Here is a 19,436-nt window from a genome sequence, read left to right as displayed (position 1 = left end):
TTGATCAGTTCGTGCGCGGTTGGCTGGTTGGCACGGCTGGCAGGTTCTTGTCGGGGCTGACGACAATGTGCGTGCCGTTGTCGAGTTTGATCTGGCCGGCACTGACCACTTGCTCGCCGTTCTGCAAGCCTTTGTTGATCGTCACCAGGCCTTCGCGACGCTCGCCGGTTTCGATGAAGCGCCGTTCGGCGATCAGGATCGGCTGGCCCTGGTCGTCTTTCTCGACGTTGCCGTTCGCGTCCTTCTTCTGGGCGACCACGTAGAGAGAGTTGCCATAGAGGGTGTAGGTGATCGCGCCTTCCGGTACGACGATTCTGGGTTGCGGGTCCGGCAACATGACCTGCAGGCTGGCGAACATGCCCGGCAGCAATGTGCCGTCCGGGTTGGCGAGAGTGGCACGTACCTGCACGTTGCGGGTGCTGCTTTCGACCTTGGGGTTGATCGCGCTGATGGCACCGGGGAAGTTCTGTGTCGGGTAGGCCGGGACCGTGACTTGAACCGCCTGGCCGAGGGCGATTTTCGGCACCATTTGTTCCGGCACGAAGAAGTCGACGTAAAGGCTACTCAAGTTCTGCAGGGTGGCGATGACCGTGCCGCTGGGCAGGAAGTCGCCGACGTCCACCTGACGAATGCCGATGGTGCCGCTGAAGGGCGCAACGATGTGTTTCTTCGCCAGCGCAGCCTTGAGCTGATTGACGGTGGCCTTGTTCTTGGCGAGCACCGCGGTGAGCCGGTCGAACTCGCCCTTGGAGATCGCCTGACTGCCGACCAGTTGGCTGCCGCGGCCGTAATCGAGTTGCGCCAGGCCCAGGTCGGCCTGGGCGGTTTCCAGCAGGGCGCTTTCAACGGCGCTGTCGAGTTGCACGAGCGGTTGGCCGGCCTTGACCTTCTGCCCGGATTCGAACTGCACGTCCTTGACCGTACCGGCAATCTCCAGGCTCAGGTTGACCCCTTGCAGCGCCTTGAGTGTGCCGACCGTGGGCAAGCGCGATTGCCAGGGCCGTTCGGTGGCCGTGGCCACGGCAACACTCACCGGTGGTCTTGGCACAGCGAAGGTCTGGATCATCTTGTAGATGGAGAAGGCCTTGTAGCCTCCCAGCATCAGGATGATCAACAGCACGACACCCAACATGATCAGCATGCGGCGACGCAGCATATTCCACTTCCTTGGAAAAAATCAGGCGAGACAGACCAGACATTACTCCGTGTATGCGGGTGATTCCAGATACTTGCCGGTGAGCTGTACCTGACGCGATCCGTAGCAGCTGGCGCAGCCTGCGTTCGAGCGCGAAGCGGTCGTAAATCCTGCCGCCACGGTTGAGCCTGACACACCGCGGCGCATGATTTTACGACTGCTGCGCCCGAGCGCGGACCGAGCCGAACGCAGGCTGCGCCAGCTGCTACAGGGGGTATCGGCCAGATTGAGAGTGGGAACGATCAATTTGGCAGCGCAGGTTTCAAACCAGATGCAGGTGGTTATCCCAAAGCCCTGCGGGGAGTTCGAGGGGCTTGGCCAGCAGCGGTGTCTGGCGACAATCATAGAAACGGCAACGCCCTTGCCCCGAGGTCACGACAAAGCCATCGGCCACTGCCCCGACACCGGCGCAGTCGGGCAGCGGTGCATCGAGGCGCACTTCGCCGCTGTCCAGGTCCCAGATGAAAAAACGGTTGCCGCGCGGTGCGGTGAGCGCCACCAGCCGCAAGTCACTGTGCACCGCGACGCTTGCGGTGTAGTGCCCCATGGCCTGCAACTGGTGCTCGGCGACCGGGAACGCGACGAAGGGCTGGCCGGGACGCTTGATCGCCAACAGCTCGGATGATTCATGGGCGGCGCCCATGAACTGCTGGCCGGTGACGATGGTGCCGTCGCTGGCGATCCCCATGTGACGCACGCTGTTCATCTGCTGGGCCAGGGTTTCCTTGCTCAGCAGGGTGCCATCGCGCTGCATCAGCACTAGGCTGGGTTGCATGGCGTCGAGGTTCATCTCGACCCGGCTCTCGGCTTCGGTACGAATCCCGCCGTTGGCCACCACCAGGGTTTCACCGTCGGGCATCCATGACACTTGATGCGGGCCGATGCCGTGGGTGGAAATCTCACCGCTGTGAATCAATCGCTGACCCTCGAAACGGTACACCCCGAGCAGGCCGCGACCCGGGTCGCTGGTGTCGTTTTCGGTGGCGTAGAGCCAGTCGCCGCTTTTATGAATAACCGCGTGACCGTAGAAGTGCCGGTTCGGTTGCGACACCACGGTTTGCAGCAGCGCACCGTCACGCAGATCGACCAGATAACTCTCGGTGCCCGGCCGCCGCGCGACGAACAGGGCCATTGGCAGAGCTGGGTGGTTGATGATGTCGTGGCAGCGTTGGCCGACTTCGGTGGCGAACACTCGAGTGCCATCCAGCCGATAGCCGACGGCGTAATGTTTGCCGTCGCTGTCGTCGCGCGCCGAAAGCAGCAAAGGACCGTGGTCCTTTTGCTTGAACAGCTTCCAGCCGCCCAGCGTCACGGCGCCCAGCAACAAACTGCCTAATGTCAGAGCCTGACGTCGCAGCATGGCGCTACCCCTCATCAGTCACCGTCGTTGGCGTTGAAGCCGAGTTGGATGCCCAGTGCCTTGGCCAGTTCACCTTCGTGCAGGCGATGGACGACGTTGAGGCTGTCGTAAAGGTCGTTGAGTTGCTGGCGACCGGCATCGTCGGTGAGCATTTCGGTCAGCGAGCGCTGGCTGCTTTCAAACAGTTTCAACGACGCGGCGTAGGCGGCATCGATCTTGTCCGCCAGCGGCTTTTGCTCGGCCGGCAACAGGCCACGCAGGCCCTTGTTGTCGACACCGACCCAGACCGTCCGGGCGGCAGCCAGGCTCGATTGCATGCTTTGCAGCGACGAATGACTGCGCCATGCATCGGCCTGGAACGGCTGTGGAATGCCCTTGGTCTGGCGCCCCATCGGCGTGCCGAGTTTTTTCTTCAGGGTATCCAGTGCCGTCACTTGAGCGCGGAGCAGATCGGCGATGGCTTCGTGAGAGTCGGCGTAACGCTGGTTCGGGAATTTGCTCATCTGGGCCAGCATGCCGTCGGTGCTGTTCCAGCTCGCGAGGATCTCTTCGGCCAGCTGTTTCTGACGTTCGCCGATGGCCGTCAGCAGTGGGCAGTAACGGGCTTTTTGCGCGGCGTCGGCCACGTTGGTTTTTTCGTCGAACAGAATGTACTCATAGGCCGAGAGGCCCTGCACGACGACGCTGGATTTGGCCAGCGCAGCGGCATCGATCTGCGGTTGCGCGGTGACCAGTTGCTCGACCTGACGGCCGACCAGGTTTTTCTTGTCCGGCCAGAACTGCACCTGCCAGGAGCGATTGCCTTCGGCCAGTGGGCCAACCAGCAGCGGTTGCAATTGTGCCCAGGCCTTTTGTGCATGGAGGAAATCGGCGCGAGCTGTTGCAAGGTCTGCCTTGCCTTCGCAGTAGGCCAGCGCACTGGCGGCCAATTGGCGGTCGGCTTCAACCCAGCGACTGTAGGTCGGCAGGATCACTTGCTTGGCGATGGCTGCCGAGGTGACGGCTTGAGGGTCCTGAGGCGAGCAGGCACCCAGGACGAGTGCGGCAAGGCTGGTGAACAACAGCTTGGGGCGGAACATGTCGGGCTCCCTTTTTATGGGCAAAAGCGTATGGGAAATGCGTCAAAGAGAATTCAAAAAGGCCAGCAACGCAGCGCGCTGCTCGGCATTGAACGCTAAAACCTGCTGCTGCGCCGCGCGTGCTTCACCGCCGTGCCAGAGCACGGCTTCGAGCAGGTTGCGAGCGCGGCCGTCATGCAGAAACTGCGTGTGGCCACTGACCGCTTGCGTCAGGCCAATGCCCCACAACGGCGGGGTGCGCCAGTCGCGGCCTGAGGCCTGGAATTCGCTACGGTTATCGGCCAGGCCTTCGCCCATGTCATGCAACAGCAGATCGCTGTAGGGGCGAATCACTTGATTGGCCAGTTCAGGTTCTGCGGCATTCGCGGCGGTGGTGAATTTCGGCGTGTGGCACGATTGGCAACCGGCCTGATAGAACAGGTTTTTACCGGCCAGGACTTGCGCTCCGTTGACGTCACGGCGGGCCGGGACGGCGAGGTTACGGCTATAGAACAGCACCAGGCGCAAGATGTTGTCGCTGACTTCCGGCTCGCCATCCGGGCCATTGCCGTTAGGCGCCTGCAGGCAGTCGGTCTGGGCCGGGGTGCAATCATCGAACGGTCTCAGACTGGTCGTAAGGCCCATATCACCGGAAAACGCGTGAACGTTTTGCTGATTGAGATTCGGTTGCCCGGCTTTCCAGCCAAAGCGCCCCAAAACGGTCTTTTGCTGCGCGTCATCCCACACCCGATTCGGACGTCCGGCGATGCCGTTTTTGGCTTTAGCCTGGGCGTCGGCGTTGGCCAGGATATCTGCGTCGGAGATGGCTTCGAGCAGTCCGAGGCCAATCATCGGCGGGGCGACCCGAGCGGAAAAAAGCGTGTCGGGATGCATCGGGCCGTAGCCCAGTTGGGTGATCAGCAGCCTGGGTTTACGCAGTTCGATTTCAGTGCCGTCGGTAAAGCGCACCGGGAGCGGATCATAGTCGACTCGAACCTTGCCTTCGGGGGCGACGCCGGGCACGGCCATGTCCTGGAGTTGCCCGCCGTAGACCGGCTCAGGCACCACGCCCATGTGCTCGATGAGCTTGGCATAGGCCGGCTCGTTGGGGATCGACAGACGCACCAGCATCGACACGGCATTATTGGAATCGGCCGTCGGCGGATGACCGCGACCGTCCTTGATATGGCAGTTCTGGCAGGCGTTGGTGTTGAACAGCGGACCGAGACCATCGCGGGCGGTGGTGGTCGAGGGGGCGATCACCCAAGGACTGCGGAAAAAACTGTTGCCGACGCTGAAGTCCAGCCGACGGGTCGGCGAGAGGTTGGCTGAAGGCAGGGAGAACGCATTCTGGTCGGTCTTTCTGACGGTCGCTGCGCCACCGGAGCGGGCTTCACCGGGTTCGGCCTTGGTAAAACGCGGGGCGTCATCGCAGGCACTCAGGCCCAGGGCCAGAAGCAGTGCAGACAAGCGAAGAGGCAGCGAGGGCATCGGCAATCCTGAAAGACGAGCCAAACAAGGGCGCAAAGTCTAACAGGGCCACGGAGTTTGAATAAGAGGAATTATCGTTTGCTCCCATTTGTAGGAGCAAAGCTTGCTCGCGATGCAGGCGCCTCGGTGCATCGGATTGACCGCGTTATCGTTCATCGCGGGCAAGCCTTGCTCCTACAGGGCAAGCAGCAGGTATAAAAAAGGCGACCCGAAGGTCGCCTTATTGGTCGGTCAGCGTTAATCAGAAATCGTGATCGGCGTTGTCCGGGTTCAGGTCGCTGATGCCCAGTTTGCCGGCAGCCAGTTCGATTGCACTGGTCTGCTTGACCAGTGCCGCAATGGCGTCACGCACGATCTGGTTGCCCGCGGTATTACCGGCAGCGATCAACTGGTCGTAGTGCTCACCCTTGTTGGCGTGATCAACCATGACCTGGATTTTGGCCTCGGTGGTGGCCAGGTCAGCCTTGAGCGCAGCATCGGCAGCCGGGTCGGCTTTGGCCACCAGCGACGACAGGCTGGCGCCGGTCATTTTGGTGCCGTCGGTGCGGGTGTATTCGCCCAGGTACACGTTACGAATGCCTTTGGCATCGTAGAAGTGCGAGTTGTGGGTGTTGTCGCTGAAGCAGTCCTGTTCGTCTTCCGGGGAGTTGGCTTCCAGGGAAACTTTCATGCGCTCGCCCGCCAGTTCGCCCAGCGAGAGGCTACCCATGCCGAAGAGCATTTTGCGCAAACCGCTTTCAGCCGGTTCTGCTTCCAGCTCGGCGCGGTAGTTGTCGGGCACGTTCGGCTTCCAGTTGCCGACCATTTCTTCCAGGTCGCTGACCAGCAACTGGGTCACGGCTTTCAGGTAAGCGCGACGACGATCGTTGTGGCCACCGGTAGCCCCGGCGCCTTCCAGGTAGTCCGACGCCGGACGGTTGCCGGCACCAGGGCCGGTGCCGTTCAGGTCCTGGCCCCAGAGCAGGAATTCGATGGCGTGGTAACCCGTCGCGACGTTCGCTTCGGAACCGCCCAGTTCGTTCAGGCTGGCGAGTTTTTCCGGCGTGATGTCGGTCACGTCGATCTTGTCTTCACCCACCTGGATGATCGGGTTGGCGATGATGTTGGCGTTGGCCCCCGGGTTACCCAATGCGTGCTCGTAGCTCTTGTCGACGTAGTCGATCAGGCCTTCGTCGAGCGGCCAGGCGTTAACCTGACCTTCCCAATCGTCAATGATGGTGTTGCCGAAGCGGAATACTTCACTCTGCAGGTAAGGCACGCGTGCAGCGACCCAGGCTGCGCGAGCGGCTTTCAGGGTCTCGGCATTCGGCTTGGCGAGGAAGGCGTCGATGGCCGTTTGCAGGGTTTTCGCAGTGGATTCGGCATCGCTGAAGACCGCAAAAACCATGTCGGCGTAGTGCGCGACAACGGCTTTGCCAGCGGCTTCATCGACTTTTCCGGTAGCGGCAGGCGCAGCAGGTGCCGAAGTGCTGGTGGCCGGAGTAGGCGCTTGAGGAGCAGCAGCCTTGTCTTTACCTTCGCCGCAACCGGCGAGGGAAATAGCGATGGCCAGCAAACTGGCGGTAGCCAGAGGCATACGAATCATGGCGAACATCCTGCTTCGGTAAATAATGGACAGGCGCGGGGGTGCGCAAAACTGCGACATAATGCAAATCTTTCGCATTATGTGTAAAGGGCCGCGGATGGAAATATGTCTTGTTTAGGAGGGCAGTAGCGCCTGCACATGACCTGCAATCACCTGCACATCACCTGTAGCAGCTGGCGCAGCCGGCGTTCGGCTGCGCAGCAGTCGTGAAATCAGGCAATGCGTTGTGTCAGGCTAATCGCGGCGTCAGGGTTTACGACTGCTGCGCCCGAGCGCGGACCGAGCCGAACGCAGCCTTCGGCAGCTGCTACGGGGCGGGTGTGAGCATCACAAGATCAACGCATTACTGCGTTGGGCCTGTTTCAGATAAGCGGCCAGCTCTCGCGCAGGCAGCGGTTTGCTGTAGAAATAGCCCTGACCTTCGTGGCAGCCTTCGGAGATGATGTAAGCCTCTTGTTCGACCGTTTCCACGCCCTCGGCGATCACCTGCATGCCAAGGCTTTTGCCGAGCTGGATGATCGCGCGAACGATAGTTGCATCGTCATCGTCGTCGAGCAGGTCCTGAACGAAGCTCTTGTCGATCTTGATCTTGTCCAGCGGCAGGCTTTTCAAATAACTCAGCGATGAGTAGCCGGTCCCGAAGTCGTCGATAGCGATCAAGGCCCCCGAACGGCGCAGGCTGAGCAGGTGTTGTGCGGCGGTGCTGATGTCTTCCATCAAGCCGGTCTCGGTGACTTCCAGCTCGAGGCTGCGCGGCGGCAGGCGATACATTTGCATCAGGTTGTTGATGACCCGCGGCAACTCGGCGTGGTGCAGTTGCACAGTGGACAGGTTGACCGCCATGCGCAGGTCGCTGAACCCCTGGTCGTGCCATTCACGCAGTTGTCGGCAGGCCTGGTCCAGCACCCATTCGCCGATGGCGATGATCGTGCCGTTCTGCTCGGCCAGCGGAATGAACAGATCCGGCGGCACCAGCCCATGTTCCGGGTGTTGCCAGCGAATCAGCGCCTCGACACCGACCACCCGCTGATCGCGGTAACTGATCTGCGGTTGATAAACCAGATAGAACTGATTGCGGGTGAGGGCATCGCGCAGGTCTTTTTCCAGTTCGCGGCGACGGCGCATTTCGCTGTCGACGCTGGCGATATAGAACTGATAGCGATTGCGCGAACGGGTCTTGGCCAGGGTCATGGTCTGTTCGGCTTTCTGCAACAGCTTCTCGGTGCTGTCGCCATCTTCCGGGAACAGGGTGATGCCGATGGTTGCGCGCAGGCGGATTTCCTGATGATCGAGGGCGAACGCCGCTTCCAGGTCATCGAGGATGCTTTGTGCCAGCTCGGCGGCTTCGTAGGGTTGCTCGATATCGGCCTGAACCAGCGCGAACTGATCGCCCCCCAGGCGGGCGAGCGCGCCGAGACGACCACTGTGGGCTCGCAGACGGTCGGCCAGGGCCAGCAGCAATTGGTCGCCGGTCTGGTAGCTGAACTGCTCGTTGATCCCTTTGAAATCATCCAGGCCCACACACAGCACGGCGACCCGGCGTTGCAGGCGACCGGCGTCTACCAGAATCTTGTCCAGTTGCTGCTGCAATTGCTGGCGATTCGGCAGGCCGGTGAGGAAATCGTATTGCGCCATGCGCAACAGGCTGTTTTCGGCTTCGTGGCGCAGGTGGGTATTACGTTCGATGGACTCAAGCAACTGGTTGGCGGTGTTGATCCAGATCCCCAGTTCGTTCTTTTCGTGGCCCTTGAGTTGCGGAATCTTGTGTTCGCTGGGACGGTCGGGATTGACGTTGGTCAGGTGTTCGATAATCCGCGACAACGGTTTGGTCAGCAGCCAGTGATAGACCAGATACAGCACCAGGCTCATGGCCATGGCCCGCAATACGCCGGAGATGAAGATGATCACCGAGCTGACAATAAAGCCCTGACCGTAGGTGGCGGTGTCGAGGGTGATGCTGAGGTCGCCGTAATACTCGCTATAGGGGCCGCGCCCCACCAGTTGCGTGGTGAACGTGCGTTCCTGGCCCAGAATAAGGTCGGTCAGCCAACGGCTGTGAGAATGCTGCAAGTCACGGGTTTTTTCCGCAAGCATGGCTTCATTGGGATGGCCGATGGAGGCCATGCGCACGGCGTCGTCCTGGAACAGGCCTTCGATAACCTGCATACCCATTTCCCGATCGAGGCTGTACACCGCCTGGGTCGAGGGATCGCGGAACATGTCGAGGATGCGCTGGGCATCATTGGCCACGGCCTGGCGCGTTTTATAAGCATCGAAAACAATCTGCGCGCAGCTCAACACCACACCGACGATCAATGCCGACAGGAGCACGACCCGGAGCAACTTCACCGACAAGCTGTTTTTGAGTTCCAGCTTCAAAGGGTTTTTCCTTGTTCCGTGCGGGTAACGTCAAGTTGCCATGAGTATTGGCAATCCGATGATGGCAGTCAAAGGGACAATCAAGCCGTGTAGATTTTGTCTGCTGGCTTGGCCGCATTGCCCGGGGTATTGGCAATTAGAGCCCATTAGTAGTGTTTCGGTAGGCACCTCCTGCAACTTGAGGGGGAGGGGCGAATATTTGTGTCTGGTTGATGGTAGACGGCTGTGGCGCAGGGGCAAGGGAACGTTTGTTTTCGAGATAACGCTTCAGGTCCTGCAAGTCGCCAGGGCTCAGGGTGCCGGCCGCCTGCTTCAATTTGTTAACGCAACATCTTGAAGGGCAGAACAGTCTGGCTGTATTCGAGGAACGCTCCTACATCAATCCAATTTCCCCATTGTTAACGTGCCCGCCAATTTTCGCGTGCACAAACCATGGACGGTTTGGACATCGCGCTTCATTTCCTCTTTGCTTAGGGATAAGCGTATGTTCGATTCGGCCAATACGGTGCACTTCGCGCTGCAGATTCCCGCTGTTCGCAACGATTTCAAGGTGCTGGCCTTCGACGGCACTGAGGCCATCAGCGCCTTGTACGCGATCCAGGTTGAACTGGTCAGCGAAAACCCTGATTTCGATCTGGAGAGCCTGCTCGCCCAACCCGCATTCCTTCAATTCGGTCATAACGGCGAAGGCCTTCATGGCCATATCGAAGAGGTGTTCGTCGGTGAAACCGGTAGGCGCCTGACCCGTTATCGCCTGACCCTCGTACCGACGCTGCATTACTTGCAGTTCAGTCACGATCAGCGGATTTTCCAGAACCTGACGGTGCCGCAGATCATTGCGAAGGTGTTCAAAGGCCACGGCGTTCAGGCCGATGCCTTCATCTTTCATGTCAGCACCAGTCCCGTCCGCAAATACTGCACCCAATATGGGGAAAGTGATTTTGAGTTCATTCAGCGCCTGTGTGCCGAAGATGGTATCGCGTGGCATCACCAGCATTCGCCTGACGGCCATGTGCTGGTATTCACGGACGATCAGGTCTTTTTCCCAAAGCTGGGCGAAACCCCTTATCAACAAGACGCCGGCATGGTGGCGGAGCATCCGGTCGTTAACCAGTTCTCTCTGCGTTTCAGTACTCGCACCAGCACAGTCACACGCCGTGACTATGACCTGATACGCCCGAGCTTGCTGCTGGAAAGCCGCTTCACGGCCGAGTTCAGCCCAGAGCTTGAGGACTATCGCTACCCGGTGCGGATGGACACTGAAGAACGCGGCAAACAGCTCGCCCGCCAGGCGCTGGAACGGCACCGTACCGATTATCAACTGGCCGAGGGCAATAGCGATCAGCCGACCTTGCGCAGCGGTCACTTCTTCGACCTGACCGAGCATCCGCGCAAAACGTGCAACGATTTATGGCTGCTGGTCAGCGTTCAGCACGTTGGGCGACAACCTCAATCACTGGAGGAAGCGATCACCAGCGACGCCACACCCGAAAGCGGTTTTACCCAAGGCTACCGCAACCGCTTCAGCGCAATTGCGTCGTACGTGCTCTACCGTCCACCGCTGCCTCCCCGCAAACCCGTGCTGGTCTGCCAGACCGCTCGTGTCACAGGACCGCCCGGAGAGGAGATTTTTTGCGATGAGTACGGTCGCGTCAAAGTTGAGTTTCCTTGGTGCAGGGCCGAACTCAACAGCGAAAAGAGCAGTTGCTGGTTACGGGTTGCATCCAGTTGGGCCGGCGAGGGTTTTGGGGCAGTGACCATCCCGCGCGTCGGCATGGAAGTGGTCGTGACCTTTCAGGAAGGCGATCCGGATCAACCGTTGATCACCGGTTGCGTGGTCAACAAGGTCACGTCCGTCGCTCATCAATTGCCCAAGAACAAGACCAGAACGGTTCTGCGCAGCCAAAGCTCGCCGCGCAGTAGTGGCGGCTACAGCGAATTGTCGATTGAAGACCGTGCGGGGCAGGAAAAAATCTACCTGCGTGCCCAACGCGACATCGAGCAACTGATCCTCAACGACAGCCACTGTCTGATCAGCAACAACCGCTTCGAACAGGTGCACAAAAACAGCACCAGTCTGATCAAGGGCGACGAACTGCACACCACCCAAGGCGTGCGTAACACGGTGATCGGTGGTGATGAACTCATCACTATCACCGGCAACAGCAGCACGACGGCAGAAGGCACGCTGGTGATTAAGGCGGGTCAACAGGCTCGCGTTACCGCCACCAACGTGGTGATCGATGCCGGCATGAGCCTGACGCTCAAGGCGGGTGGTCACCACATCGTGATCAATGCCAGCGGGATTTTCAGCAGCGTGGCCATTGTTGAAGGTGGCGCGCCGATGGCCGGGATAGCTCCGGAGCCTGCTCGTTCATTGCTCCCCGTGGCGCCACAGGCTTTGATTACGCCATCACTGGCCGTGCAAAAACAGGCATTGACTGAGGCGGCGCAGCAGGCCGCACCGATCTGTGCCGTGTGTCAAAAACTGGCGGAGACATCGGCATGAGTCAGGCTTACCTGCTGCTGGATCGCGCCCAGATTGAACGCCTGCCTGAGCGTTTGTTCGAGCTCGAGAGCACAGCGTTCCAATCGCTTTACCAGACCACCGCTTTTGGCCTATTGGAGGAAGTCGGGCCGGTGTTGGTGCCTGTTTCCCCCAATAGTCCGCTGGCTTACACCTTTTATCGGGAGTGGAGCGCGATGTGTGGCATCTGGCTGGAGTCAGAGGCGCAAGAAGCGGTTGTGCTTGAGCATTTACGCAGTCTGATTCACGCTCGTGTCGAAGGGGATGTCACGGTTTTATTTCGTTATTACGACCCTCGCATCACAGCGTTGTGGCTGACGGGTTTGCCTCCCCATGAGCGTGATCGGCTGATGGGACCGGTGCGCTTGATCCGGCTTCCGGAATTGGATATCCATCAGGAAAATCCGGATCAGCCCGCTGCACAGTATGCGCAAGAGCCTTGGTTATACCTGCCTGCGGAGCAACTGGAGCACTTGGGCACCGCCCAACGGCAGCAGCTCGCTCAACGGTTGATCGAACATAGCCAACAGTACTTTGCCGAATACCTGCAAGGGCTGGACGCCTTTGCACTGCAACAGTGGGCGTCGCAGTGCCAGCACACTGCCGGACGTCACGGTTACAGCGCCATCGATGAAGTCCTGCTTTGGGCTCGCTTCCACGCAGTGCTGGGCACTGACTTTCCCGATGCGCCGGCTCACGCGGCTTACCGACAGATATTGGTCGAGCCCGGCGTATCGCCCAGGCAACGGCTGGAAAACCTGAATGCCGAACTGACGCGTCAACAGCTCACCGACAAGGAAGGCTGCGTATGAGCGCCCAAAAACTGGCGATGGTCGACCGCGCCGCTCAGGCCGAACGGGCCGCCAAGGCTCAGCCTCACGTCGATATCAACACTACGATGGCACCTTGTCCGGCCAGCCAGTCCGAGCTATTCGTGGTGCCCGTGCGCTATGCCCTGGCTGAGGAAAAAGCCGAGCACCCCTGCTGCGTTCCCAGTGTGAGCACGCAAAGTCGTCCCATGGCGGCGCGTCGTCTGCGCGCCGGGTTTGTTTATCTGTGGCAGGACACAGGCCCCCTCAAGCGTTTTGCCGTCTCGCCGAATGGTTTGCTCAAGGAACAGACGCTGGAGGCCGATGCCACTCAGGTGCTCGACGCCACCCTGACGGGGCTGGCCCTGAAAAAAGTCCACGATGCCTGGATGCTCTACAGCGAGTTCCCACTGGGCCCGGAACATTGCCAATCGCTGAGCGACAGCAGCGCCCAACGCAGCGCGCACATGCGCCCGTTGGCCTTGCGCACCGTGGCCAACGAACTGCAAGCCGAGCATTGTCCGCCACTGGAAAAAGCCGTTCAGGTCATGGCCGAACTCATTCCGAGTACCTATGCGCGGTCGATGAAGGCTGACCAGCAACAGGGCGCTGAGGACACCGACGCGCTGGGCGCAACCCTGATGAAAGACCCGACCCTGGCCAACATCAAGGCCTACACCGACGCCATGCATCGGGCACGTGAGCGCGAGAAGGTCATCGCCCGACATCCTGAGGCCAGTGATCAGGTGCCGGGCGAGTGGAGCGCCGAACGCTGGGATGCTCAGGGCACCCAGGATTGGCTGGACACCGCCAAGGCGAAGGCCGGGGCGTTGTTTCCCGTGTTCGCCTGCCTGGACGACGACCTGGGCGTGCTGCGTGACATCAATCACGAGCAGGAGTGGCTAGAGGCGGATCACGAGCAATGGCTCGCAGATAACCACCTGCGCCTGAGCATCGGCGGCTTTGTGCGCAGCCTGATCAGTGAAGACGGCGCCGAATTGGCCGGGTCCATCAGCTACCGCTACAAGGGGCGCGACATCAACCTCACGCCCGAGCAGGGCCAGGTCATGCTCGATACTCAGCGTCAGCTCGATGAAGCACTCCGGGCTGAAACCCAGGCCCGGCAGCACGGCGGCCAGCCCAGCCAGGCCGAAGTCGCCGCCCGTGATGCGCGCATCACTCACATCGTGGCCCCGGTGCGGGCGTTTATTCCGGCGGACTTGTACGCCGAAGTGGAATACCTGGTGCGCGAATACCGCGCTGAAAAACAGGCCAATATCGATAACCAGATCTTCAGTGCCAAGGTCGGTGAGTACATCGATCTGCACGCCATGAACCGCTGGTTCGCCGAAACCGCCGCGACGCACTATCAGCACATCGAACAGCGTCACACCACGTTATTTGCCGACCGAGGCGTGTACCTGACACGCTCCCGCAGCGGTACCTGGTTTGTCGATTACCACGACCTGGAGACGCGCCACTGGCTGACCGAACTGGCCAGCGGTTGCCTGACGGCCCAATGCATCCGTGCCCAGGGCGCCGAACAATTCGCCGATTACGTGCGGGCCGCCGATGGCGGCGCCCTGAAACAACTGTTCAACGCCTGGACGCCCTCGATCGAGGCGGCGGTTAACGACATTTCTCGCCTGGGCGAGCTGATGGCGGCACTGGCCTCCGACAACATCAGCGCCACCCATCAGGCATTGGCACCTTTGAGCGCAGCGGTTCTGAACGACATCGCGGCCATGGCCCGAGACGCCGGCAGCCAATGGAGCGTGCTGGTCAACCGGCTGGCGGCGGCGCTGTTGTTGCTCAAGGGTGACGGCACCTTCAGCGGCTCATGGATGGGCATCCTCATCGCCGCCCGACTGGGCAGCGACACGCGTTTGCAGTTCGTGACCGAGGCTGGCCGGCAGGTGTGGACGTTGTTGGGGCAACAGGCCGAAGGGCTTCGTCAATGGGTGAGTGCCACAGCGAAGGCCATAGGCATGGGGCGTGTGGAACGGATTGTCAGATCGCTTTTTGTGACCGACAGCGGTGGAGTGGTGCCGTTGGCGGCGTTGTTGTTGAACGTGCTGAATGCGCATAACTATTTGAGTCAGGCCGGGGTGTTGGAGGGGATGGACAGTCGGCGTCAATACGATACGGCCTCTGCCACGCTATATGCGGCCGCAGCGTTGGTGGCGGTGGTTGATAACCAGGTGCGGAATGGGTTGGGGAAGGATCGGTTCTTTATTCGCTCATCTGCGGCTCCGACGCTTACGCTGTTTGGTGGGGTGATTGGTGGATTGTCCACCGCCGCAGCGATTGCGGAGTTCAAGTCTCTACAAGTACAACTGGAGAGTGCCCAAAACCGAGTCGATCCGTGGCTGGAGATGCGGCAGACCGTGGTCGCAGGGCAGGTCGGTGCTTTTGGTGCTCAGGCATTGTTGGGGATGGCCCAAACCGGCAGAGCCTTGGCAGGTTTAGTTGAAGTCGAAGTCGCCATCTTGCGTTACACGCTGTATATGGGCCCGTTGAACTGGATCATCGCCGCACTGGGATTGCTGTACCTGACTGCTTGGTTCTTTGAGCGGACGCCGCTGCAAAACTTCCTGAATTTCTGCTGCTGGTCTAAAGCCCGAGCTATCGATCTGGAACCTATCGCGCCCAAAGCCCAACAAGACGAACTCGACCGGCTGTACCGCATCCTTTATTCGCCTCGGGTCAGCATGCAAAGTAGCTCGGAGACGACTGCGGGTAATGGCCCTTCAGGCCTCGCTTTCGTCAGCTCCATCAATGCCCTGACCATCGATTTACCGGGAGCCGAGCCGGACAGTGTCTATCTGGAACTGAGCATGGTCGGTGACCCCGTTGATACCCAGGCCTCCCGCGACCTGATCAAAAACAGCCCGATCCATCACTACAAAACACCGCGCCCCTGGCGAGACATGACGCCTCATTGGTTATCCAGCAGCATCTGTCAGTGGATACCGCACAAAGAAGGTCAGGGCCTACGCTTGAGTGGCCCCTTTAAAGAGCTGCGCAACATATTGGGCACGACACCCAGCACGGTTTCCCTACGGTTGCGTTATCGCACACCATTGATCGCAATGCTCGGCGCTCGCACTTTTATCGGCGGCGAACTGGGACTCGCTTTTACCCTGAATGACACCACTGGTGTGATAGAGCTGCGGGCCGACCCGACGCCGCAACTCGATCGAGTGTCGAGTTACCCACTCGGCGAGGACCACCCCGGCGCGATTTACCTGCAACCCAAGGACAAACAATGAGCACGCCACCGGCAGGCACCACGAAAAAACGGATCTTTTCGCGCAATGACTACCTGGCGCCGTTGCCGATTCCTACGGGAGAAAAGCCGCAGGACGTGCTCAACACGATCTGGCGCAAGAACGAGGCCTTTCTCGACATTGGCAGCTATAGCATTGGTTCGGCGGTGATGGTGTTGTGGCCAGTGGTGATGCTATTTTTAGCCATAGCTTATCTCACACGCAACATCGCCTCAGGCGATTTTAGCCAAGACATATTGATAGCAGGCTCAATCATCACAGGCATCCCAGCACTGTTTCTGATCCAAGGCCTCTTCCGCGAAGTTCCCTTACCTGTGCGCTTCAATCGACAACGCCGAGAAGTCTGCGTACCGCGCGACAATGGCGAGTATTGGATCGTCCCATGGGAAAGCGTGACGGCCGCCGCCACCCAGCAGTCGTCGGTCAGTCAGGCGGGGAGAGCGACGATGGGCTTACTGATCATTGGTTTCGAAAACCCAGACCCGCAGGCCAAGGAAGATAACAAGCATTTTTCACTAGGATTCAACTGTGGCGGCGGCGGCACGGCGATGGCGTTGTGGGAGTGCATGCGCAGTTACATGGAGATTGGTCCGCAGGCTGTTGAGGATCAAACCGCACGTTTCGACAGATCAAAAGGAATATGGGCTACTTACCTGGACGATCTGATCAATGCCGCGAAATTGAGAGGCTGGTTCGTAACCGCCCTGTGGGAAGGGTTTTGCGGGCTTTTCATTTTCAACACACTACTGATAGATGTCCTTGAACGCTGGAAACTGAATCCTCCCCCTGATTTGCCCTATCCCGACATCATCGAATGGTCAAAACCATTACCCCCGGAACAGTGGGCCAAACGCTCCCCGGAACTGGAAGCCGCCATCGCCAAACGCGAGGCTGAACTGGCCGCACAGGCAGAGCGAGCGTTGGCTTGACGATGAATACTCAAGGTTACTTGCCCAGCAGTACCTGTCAGTGGATACCGCACAACGCAGGTCAGGGCCTACGCTTGAGTGGCCCCTTTAAAGATCTGCGCAATATATTGGGCACGACACCCAGCACAGTTTCACTAAGGTTGCGGTATCGCACGCCATTGATCGCAATGCTCGGCGCCCGCACTTTTATCGGCGGCGAACTAGGACTCGCTTTTACCCTGAATGACACCACTGGCGTGATAGAGCTGCGGGCCGACCCTACGCCGCAATTGGATCGTGTGCCGAAATACCCGCTCGGCGAGGACCATCCCGGCGCGATTTACCTGCAACCCAAGGACAAACAATGAGCACGCCACCGGCAGGCACCACGAAAAAACGGATGTTTTCGCGCAATGACTACTTGGCGCCGTTGCCGATTCCTACGGGTAGAAAACCCTGTGATGCACTCAACATCATTTGGCGCAAGAACGACGTGTTTTTGGATATTGGGAACTACAGCATAGGTTCGGCGGTAATGGTGATGTGGCCGGGAGTAATGGTGGTCCTAGCCATGTCTTTCTTCACTCGTAATCTCAACTCTGATTTTAGCCAAGGTGTGTTAATTCTTGGTGCAGTGATTATGAGCATCCCAATACTGTTTTTAATCCAAGGGCTACTCCGCGATGTGCCCCTACCCGTGCGCTTCAATCGACAACGCCGAGAAGTCTGCGTACCGCGCGACAATGGCGAGTATTGGATCGTGCCGTGGGAAAGCGTGACGGCCGCCGCCACCCAGCAGTCGTCGGTCAGTCAGTCCGGTAAAGCCACGATGGGTTTATTGATCATCGGTTTCGAAAACCCAGACCCGCATGCCAAGGAAGATAACAAGCACTTTTCACTGGGTTTCAACTGTGGCGGCGGCACCACGGCGATGGCGTTGTGGGAGTGTATGCGCAGTTACATGGAGATTGGTCCGCAGGCTGTTGAGGATCAAACCGCACGTTTCGACAGATCAAAAGGAATATGGGCTACTTACCTGGACGATCTGATCAAAGCCGCGAAATTGAGAGGCTGGTTCGTAACCGCCCTGTGGGAAGGGTTTTGCGGGCTTTTCATTTTCAACACACTACTGATAGATGTCCTTGAACGCTGGAAACTGAATCCGCCCCCCGACCTGCCCTATCCCGACATCATCGAATGGTCAAAACCATTACCCCCGGAACAGTGGGTAAAACGCTCCCCGGAACTGGAAGCCGCCATCGCCAAACGCGAGTCTGAACTGGCCACGCGGGCCAGGGATGCGGCGTGAGCACGCCACCGGCAGGTATCTGCAAGGGACGCGCAAGGACAGGTTTGTTTTCAAAAATAGGCGCTGCGAAAGCTGCGATTTTTTGATTTTTGCATGTCCCTAATACTTGTAGGACTGCTCCCGGTGTGGCGAGAGAGCTTGTTCTCATCGGGGGGGGAAGCAGCCAAAAAACCTGCGCGTTCATTCCTCCAGTCACATCGAGTAGCCGGTTTACGCCGGCTTCGCCGCCGAACGGGAGCAAGCTCCCTCGCCACAATGACCGCGCAACCGTCCTACACCGCAGTTGCAGTCACTAAAGTCGACGCCTAAAGTTCTCCCGTGGCCAATGTCAATCGGCTACGGGGTTTCGCAGCCCTTACGATACGTGTAGTAACCTAGCACCCTAAAAAGTAACGACGGTCGTCTCAACGCCCGAAGTCCGTTTTATGGTGGCTGTGTGTGGGAGATCTTCGGGTCTGCCGGGTTCCTCGTATCCCTGGTCTGCGAACCCGCACATAGCTACCACCCCATTCGTTTCGCAGCGAACGGCGGTAGCTCTTCTTTTAGATTCGAGGAAGATTTACTTATGACGATGAACAACCCGTCACGCCGCTTCACCCCCATGGCCCAATTCGCCACCGATTACCCCGTCCTGCTCATCGACAGTGATGCGCCGCTACGCGATCTCCACAACTGCGTCAGCGAACGCCTTAATGCCGTCCTCAAGTACCTCAACCTCATGGCTTGCACCAGCCTGCCGGACTACGCCGAGAACGACATCAACACCGTCACCAACATCGCCCGGATCATGATCCAGGATGTTGCCGATGTGTTTGGGGTGATTGAGCAGCGTGGTTTTGAGGCCTCCCAGCACCAATAGCCGATGTTCAACCATAAAAAAACCCGGCAATGCCGGGTTTTTTTGACTGCAAGCAGACTTAAGCGGTGAAGGTTTTGCCTTCGAACTGCTCAGCCACGAACTTCCAGTTAACCAGATTCCAGAACGCTTCAACGTACTTCGGACGCAGGTTGCGGTAGTCGATGTAGTAAGCGTGTTCCCAGACGTCGCAGGTCAGCAGCGGGGTGTCGCCGCTGGTCAGCGGGTTGCCGGCGCCGATGGTGCTGGCCAGGGCCAGGGAACCGTCAGCTTTTTTCACCAGCCAGCCCCAACCGGAACCGAAGGTGCCGATCGAAGTCTTGGTGAATTCTTCTTTGAACTTGTCGAACGAACCGAAAGCCGCGTTGATTGCGTCAGCCAGTGCGCCGGTTGGTTGACCGCCAGCGTTTGGCGCCATGCAGTTCCAGTAGAAAGTGTGGTTCCAGACCTGAGCGGCGTTGTTGAAGATGCCACCCGAAGAAGTCTTGACGATTTGTTCCAGGGTCTTGCCTTCGAACTCGGTGCCTGGCACCAGGTTGTTCAGGTTCACGACGTAGGTGTTGTGGTGCTTGTCGTGGTGATATTCCAGCGTTTCCTTGGAAATGTGCGGCTGCAGTGCATCGTGTGCGTAAGGCAGTGGCGGCAATTCGAAAGCCATGGTGATTCTCC

The 19,436-nt window shown here is 59.2% G+C and carries 14 protein-coding genes; 7 read left to right on the top strand and 7 right to left on the bottom strand.

Annotated elements, in window-relative coordinates; translation table 11 throughout:
• Window positions 1-4: 4 nt before the first annotated feature.
• The 6 genes from AO353_RS03995 to AO353_RS03970 all read right to left on the bottom strand — a co-directional run bounded on the left by AO353_RS03995 (window position 5) and on the right by AO353_RS03970 (window position 9,068).
• Entirely contained in the window at window positions 5-1,156 is a 1,152-nt protein-coding gene (locus AO353_RS03995; protein ID WP_054593785.1) for an efflux RND transporter periplasmic adaptor subunit, read from the bottom strand.
• A 301-nt stretch (window positions 1,157-1,457) separates the two neighbouring features.
• Window positions 1,458-2,555 carry a DUF1513 domain-containing protein gene (locus tag AO353_RS03990; RefSeq protein WP_054593784.1) on the bottom strand — a complete coding sequence of 366 codons (1,098 nt, stop codon included), beginning with the start codon at window positions 2,553-2,555 and terminating at the stop codon, window positions 1,458-1,460.
• Window positions 2,556-2,569: 14 nt separating this feature from the next.
• Window positions 2,570-3,634, bottom strand: coding sequence for an imelysin family protein (locus AO353_RS03985; RefSeq protein ID WP_054593783.1), 1,065 nt, complete (start codon window positions 3,632-3,634; stop codon window positions 2,570-2,572).
• A 42-nt stretch (window positions 3,635-3,676) separates the two neighbouring features.
• Window positions 3,677-5,104 (bottom strand): di-heme oxidoredictase family protein, encoded by a 1,428-nt coding sequence (locus AO353_RS03980; RefSeq protein ID WP_054593782.1) that lies wholly within the window; start codon window positions 5,102-5,104, stop codon window positions 3,677-3,679.
• Window positions 5,105-5,345: 241 nt separating this feature from the next.
• Window positions 5,346-6,689 (bottom strand): imelysin family protein, encoded by a 1,344-nt coding sequence (locus AO353_RS03975; RefSeq protein WP_054593781.1) that lies wholly within the window; start codon window positions 6,687-6,689, stop codon window positions 5,346-5,348.
• A 327-nt stretch (window positions 6,690-7,016) separates the two neighbouring features.
• The gene (locus AO353_RS03970) at window positions 7,017-9,068 is read right to left on the bottom strand and encodes a putative bifunctional diguanylate cyclase/phosphodiesterase (RefSeq protein WP_054593780.1); all 2,052 of its coding nucleotides are present in this window, start codon (window positions 9,066-9,068) and stop codon (window positions 7,017-7,019) included.
• Between the two features lie 484 nt (window positions 9,069-9,552).
• Between AO353_RS03970 and AO353_RS03965 the strand changes: the two genes are divergently transcribed.
• From AO353_RS03965 to AO353_RS03935, 7 genes are all read left to right on the top strand, one after another.
• Complete coding sequence (locus AO353_RS03965; RefSeq protein WP_054593779.1) at window positions 9,553-11,577, top strand: type VI secretion system tip protein VgrG; 2,025 nt, start codon at window positions 9,553-9,555, stop codon at window positions 11,575-11,577.
• A complete protein-coding gene (locus AO353_RS03960; RefSeq protein WP_054593778.1) occupies window positions 11,574-12,407 on the top strand; it encodes a DUF4123 domain-containing protein in 834 nt (277 codons plus the stop codon). Before AO353_RS03965 ends, AO353_RS03960 begins: the two co-directional genes overlap by 4 nt.
• A complete protein-coding gene (locus AO353_RS03955; RefSeq protein ID WP_054593777.1) occupies window positions 12,404-15,676 on the top strand; it encodes a toxin VasX in 3,273 nt (1,090 codons plus the stop codon). Before AO353_RS03960 ends, AO353_RS03955 begins: the two co-directional genes overlap by 4 nt.
• Window positions 15,673-16,623 carry a hypothetical protein gene (locus AO353_RS03950; RefSeq protein ID WP_054593776.1) on the top strand — a complete coding sequence of 317 codons (951 nt, stop codon included), beginning with the start codon at window positions 15,673-15,675 and terminating at the stop codon, window positions 16,621-16,623. Before AO353_RS03955 ends, AO353_RS03950 begins: the two co-directional genes overlap by 4 nt.
• Complete coding sequence (locus AO353_RS31070) at window positions 16,620-16,970, top strand: hypothetical protein (protein ID WP_146016081.1); 351 nt, start codon at window positions 16,620-16,622, stop codon at window positions 16,968-16,970. Before AO353_RS03950 ends, AO353_RS31070 begins: the two co-directional genes overlap by 4 nt.
• Window positions 16,967-17,911, top strand: a complete 945-nt coding sequence (locus AO353_RS03940) for a hypothetical protein (protein WP_054593774.1) — start codon at window positions 16,967-16,969, stop codon at window positions 17,909-17,911. The genes AO353_RS31070 and AO353_RS03940 overlap by 4 nt, the downstream gene beginning before the upstream one ends.
• A 565-nt stretch (window positions 17,912-18,476) precedes the next feature.
• Window positions 18,477-18,770, top strand: coding sequence for a hypothetical protein (locus AO353_RS03935; protein ID WP_054593773.1), 294 nt, complete (start codon window positions 18,477-18,479; stop codon window positions 18,768-18,770).
• A gap of 58 nt (window positions 18,771-18,828) precedes the next feature.
• On the opposite strand, the gene AO353_RS03930 is transcribed toward AO353_RS03935, so the two are convergent.
• On the bottom strand, window positions 18,829-19,425 hold the full coding sequence (locus AO353_RS03930) for a superoxide dismutase (RefSeq protein ID WP_054593772.1): 597 nt from the start codon (window positions 19,423-19,425) through the stop codon (window positions 18,829-18,831).
• Window positions 19,426-19,436: the final 11 nt, after the last annotated feature.

The organism is Pseudomonas fluorescens (assembly GCF_001307155.1).
Classification (GTDB): domain Bacteria; phylum Pseudomonadota; class Gammaproteobacteria; order Pseudomonadales; family Pseudomonadaceae; genus Aquipseudomonas; species Aquipseudomonas helvetica.
The sequence above is the reverse complement of the archived record's forward strand: the minus strand, read 5'-3'. Positions and strand labels throughout refer to the sequence as shown.

Coding starts and splice junctions, on each gene's coding strand:
- AO353_RS03995 (WP_054593785.1), bottom strand. CDS start 1,156: ATGCTGCGTCGCCGCATGCTGATCATGTTGGGTGTCGTGCTGTTGATC.
- AO353_RS03990 (WP_054593784.1), bottom strand. CDS start 2,555: ATGCTGCGACGTCAGGCTCTGACATTAGGCAGTTTGTTGCTGGGCGCC.
- AO353_RS03985 (WP_054593783.1), bottom strand. CDS start 3,634: ATGTTCCGCCCCAAGCTGTTGTTCACCAGCCTTGCCGCACTCGTCCTG.
- AO353_RS03980 (WP_054593782.1), bottom strand. CDS start 5,104: ATGCCCTCGCTGCCTCTTCGCTTGTCTGCACTGCTTCTGGCCCTGGGC.
- AO353_RS03975 (WP_054593781.1), bottom strand. CDS start 6,689: ATGATTCGTATGCCTCTGGCTACCGCCAGTTTGCTGGCCATCGCTATT.
- AO353_RS03965 (WP_054593779.1), top strand. CDS start 9,553: ATGTTCGATTCGGCCAATACGGTGCACTTCGCGCTGCAGATTCCCGCT.
- AO353_RS03960 (WP_054593778.1), top strand. CDS start 11,574: ATGAGTCAGGCTTACCTGCTGCTGGATCGCGCCCAGATTGAACGCCTG.
- AO353_RS03955 (WP_054593777.1), top strand. CDS start 12,404: ATGAGCGCCCAAAAACTGGCGATGGTCGACCGCGCCGCTCAGGCCGAA.
- AO353_RS03950 (WP_054593776.1), top strand. CDS start 15,673: ATGAGCACGCCACCGGCAGGCACCACGAAAAAACGGATCTTTTCGCGC.
- AO353_RS03940 (WP_054593774.1), top strand. CDS start 16,967: ATGAGCACGCCACCGGCAGGCACCACGAAAAAACGGATGTTTTCGCGC.
- AO353_RS03935 (WP_054593773.1), top strand. CDS start 18,477: ATGACGATGAACAACCCGTCACGCCGCTTCACCCCCATGGCCCAATTC.
- AO353_RS03930 (WP_054593772.1), bottom strand. CDS start 19,425: ATGGCTTTCGAATTGCCGCCACTGCCTTACGCACACGATGCACTGCAG.